Annotated in this window: 3 protein-coding genes; all 3 read right to left on the bottom strand. The window is 72.9% G+C overall.

Annotated features, from left to right (window positions below):
* The coding region (locus KBX39_RS25920; protein WP_247660593.1) for an alpha-hydroxy acid oxidase at positions 1–910 on the bottom strand (910 nt) is incomplete at its 3' end.
* A 1-nt stretch (position 911) separates the two neighbouring features.
* Positions 912–2,477, bottom strand: coding sequence for an NAD(P)-binding domain-containing protein (locus KBX39_RS25915; protein WP_104112251.1), 1,566 nt, complete (start codon positions 2,475–2,477; stop codon positions 912–914).
* A gap of 11 nt (positions 2,478–2,488) precedes the next feature.
* A partial coding sequence (locus KBX39_RS25910; RefSeq protein ID WP_210872953.1) for an aromatic amino acid ammonia-lyase occupies positions 2,489–3,756 on the bottom strand: 1,268 nt, incomplete at its 5' end.

Raw genomic sequence — 3,756 nt, 5'->3', positions numbered from 1 at the left:
CCAGCACCGCGCTCGCGCCGAGCGCCAGCGCCACCAGGACGTCGGCGCCCCGGCGGACACCGCCGTCGAGCAGCACCGGCAGCCGCCCGCCGACGGCCTCGACCACCGCGGGCAGCGCGTCCAGGGTGGCCAGCGCGCCGTCGAGCTGCCGGCCCCCGTGGTTGGAGACCAGCAGACCGTCGAGACCGTACGAGACGGCCAGCGCCGCGTCCGCCGGATGCAGCACCCCCTTCAGCAGGATCGGCAGCGCGGTGATCTCGCGCAGCCGGGCGATCCGGGCCCAGTCCAGCCCGGCGTCCATCTCGATGTCCCGCACCCGGCCGGTCGCGTCGCGCATGTTCTCGCAGCTCAGCCCGGCCGGCAGGTCGACGAAGCCGTGCCGCAGGTCGCGTTCGCGCCGGCCGAACACGGGCGAGTCGACGGTGACGACCAGAGCGCTGCACCCGGCCGCCTCCGCCCGCCGTACCACCGTTGCGGTGAAGTCGAGGTCCGGCTGCGGGTACAGCTGGAACCAGAGCGGCCCGCCGGCTGCGGCGATCTCCTCGACCGGGCGGGTGGCCGCCATGCTGACCACCATGATCGTGCCCGCCTCGGTGGCGGCGCGGGCGGTGGCCACCTCGCCCTCGGGGTGGGCCAGCCGGTGGAACGCGGTCGGCGCGATCAGCACCGGCATCGAGATCCGGCTGCCGAACAGGGAGACCCGCAGGTCGCGCCGGGCGGCGCCGCGCAGGACGCGGGGCACCAGGTAGCGCCGGGCGAAGGCCGCCTCGTTGGCGCGCACCGTACGTTCCTCGCCGGCTCCGCCGGAGAAGAAGTCCCAGTGCACCGGGTCCAGGCGGCCCCGCGCGTCGGCGGCCAGCTCGGCCAGGTTCAGCGCCGGACCGTCCAGCGCCGCGTCGAGCGGGCGCATCTCAGCTCTCGGCACTGCTCAGGCAGCTGTCGACGAACGCGACGAGCGGCGCGACATGGGTCTCCGGCCGGTCCCACCGGTTCTCCAGGTTCTCCGCCAGGTGGTGGGTGGCGACGACCCGGCCCGCCCGGTGATGGCGGACGACCGGATGCAGGTAGGCGGCGTCGTGGGCCTGGCCGGCGACGTCCTGGGCGACCCGGTTGACGGTGACGTCGAACGGGTCCACCTGGTCGTGCTCGGGACCGTACTCCAGGGTGACCACGAAGGCGTGCTCGTAGTCGTGGTCGGGGGTACGCAGGCCGGTGCCGGTGAAGTACTCGACGGGCACCTCCTCGTGGTAGCGCGCGTCGGACCCGGCGACGGTGACCACGTCGGCGAGGAAACCGAACTGCTGCCACAGCGCGGAGGTGCGGTTGACCCGCGCGACGACGGCGTCGGCGATCAGCTCCCCGGTGGCGTCCAGCTTCTCCGCCGGCCACGGCGTGTCCCCGTACCGCCGCTCCAGGATCCGGTGCAGCGCCCGGACGGCGTACCGGAAACCGTGGATGAAGCCGCTCGTCGAGCGTTTGAAGTCCCGCTCCTGGCTGATCGTGCCGGCGAAGTAGAGGCCGGGCACGTTCACCGACTCCCACTCCGGGGTCTGCGCCGGAAAGCGGTCCCGGATGGCGAGTTGCGGACGGCAGGTGTCGTCGAAGATGGACGCGTCGAAGGCGAACCCGGTACAGGCGAGCACCCGGTCGTACCGCAGCTCCTTGACCACCTCGTCGGCGCGGGAGAACGAGAAGGTCACAGTGAAGCCGTCGCCGTCGCGCTCGATGCGCTTGACGTCGCCGTCGAGGATCGCGTTCGCCGACTTCAGCTGGTAGGTGTCCAGGAAGTTGTTGTTCACCGCGCGCAGGTGTCCCACGTAGTGCGTGCGCCAGGCCATCCGGATCGAACTCGGCCCGGCCACGTGGATCAGCGTGGTGGTCTCCATCAGGTTGTCCGCGGTCTCGAACGCGGAGTTCCCCTTGCCGATGATCAGCACCTTCTGGTCCAGGTAGTCGCGCGGGTCGACGGACATCTCCGCGTACTGCTCGGCGAGTTCCAGGCCCGGGATCTCCGGCCGGTACGGCTGCGAGACGCCGGTGGCGACGACGAGCCGTCGCGCCCGGAACACCTCCTCCCCCGCCCGGACCTCGAACACCCCGTCGACCTTGCCGACCGACGTCACGCGGCAGCCGTACCGGACACGCGCCCCCGTCTTCGCGGCGAAGTCGGCCAGGTAGCGGACCATCACGTCGGCGTCGGGGAAGTACCGCTCGGTGTAGCCGGTGAACCGCAGCGCCGGGTCGTCGCTGAGCAGCGAGTTCCAGTCCAGCCGCAGGTTCAGCTCCGGATCGTCGGAGCCGGTGTGCGGCTTGTTGATGGAGATCAGTTGCCGGTGGCGGGGGAAGGTGGCGAAGAACGCCCCCGGTATCCCCGCCTGTTCCAGGACCAGATAGTCGCGCTTGCCGTCGGCCTCCAGCAGGGCCGCGAGCTGCAGGCCGGCCGGTCCGGCTCCGACGATCAGGTAGTCAAGCGTCATGTGCGTCCACCTCAGGAGAAGGAAACGGAGAAATCGGCGATCACGTCGGCGGCGCGCCGCACGTCGGCGTCCAGCGGCCGGTCCGGGTCGATCGGCGGTACGACAGCGGCCACCGCGGCCAGCGCCTCGGCACAGCCGGGCGCGGTCGGCGCACGCGCGCCGACGTACGCCGCCTGGCGCAGTCCCACCGCGAGCGATCCGACGATCAGGTGCAGCAGCCGGGTCTGGTCCAGCGCCCGCAGCGCGGCCTGGGTGCCGAGCGGGACGACGTCCTGGTTGTGCAGGTTGGTCGGCACGCTCTGCATGCTCGCGGGCATGGTGTCCCGGCGGATCTCGGTGATCAGGGCGGTCGCCGCCAGTTGCACGCCCTGGAGCCCGTGCTGCTGTCCCGGGCCGGCGGCCAGCATCGGCGGCAGGCCGCCGTTGCGGTTCGGGTCGACGAGCAGATCCAGTTGCCGTTCGGCGAGGTTGCCGACCTGCGCCACGACCATCGACAGCACGTCGGCGGCGAACGCGGCCGGCTGCCCGAAGAAGTTGCCGCCGTGCACGACGAGGTCCTCGTCGGGAAAGAACAGCGGGTTGTCGGTCACGCTCGCGAGGTCGGCCCCGACAACGGCGTCGACGTAGCGCAGCGCGTCCTCGGCCGCGCCGAGCAGTTGCGGCGCGCACCTGATGCTGTACGGCTCCTGCAACGGGCGCGCCCCGGACGCGACGATCCCGGCGCCGACCCGCCGCATCCGCGCGCCCACGTCGACCGCGCCCGGATGGCCGTACGCGGCCAGCAGCCGGGCGTCGAGGAACTGCGTGTCGCTGCCCAGCAGATCGGCGAGCAGGCAGGTGAGCACCTGGACCGCCCGGTGCGCGCAGCGGGCCGCGTCCAGCGCCAGCGCCGTCGCCGCGGTGGTCAGCGACGTGCCGTTGACCAGGGCGAGCGCGTCCCGCCCGTCCAGCGGCAGCGGTTCCAGGCCGGCCCGCTGCAGCGCCTCGGCCGCCGGTAGCCGTACCCCGTCCAGGTAGGCGTGCCCACGGCCCCGTAACGCCTGGGCGGCGGCGCCCAGCGGGATCAGGTCACCGCTGGCGCCGACCGAACCCAGCCGGGGCACCGCGGGGACGAACGTGGTCGCGAGCATCGCCGCGAGCGCGTCGATGACGTGCGGGGAGACCCCCGACGCGCCCCGGGCCAGCGACGCGGCCCGCAGCAGCAGAGTCGCGCGGACCACCTCCGGGTCGAGTTCCGGGCCCTGCCCCGCGCCGAGGTGGGCGAGCGTGTTGTCGGCCT

Origin of the sequence: Micromonospora sp. D75, from assembly GCF_018070405.1 — a bacterium.
In the GTDB taxonomy this organism is placed as follows: Bacteria; Actinomycetota; Actinomycetes; order Mycobacteriales; family Micromonosporaceae; genus Micromonospora; species Micromonospora chalcea.
The sequence above is the reverse complement of the archived record's forward strand: the minus strand, read 5'-3'. Positions and strand labels throughout refer to the sequence as shown.

Coding starts and splice junctions, on each gene's coding strand:
- KBX39_RS25915 (WP_104112251.1), bottom strand. CDS start 2,477: ATGACGCTTGACTACCTGATCGTCGGAGCCGGACCGGCCGGCCTGCAG.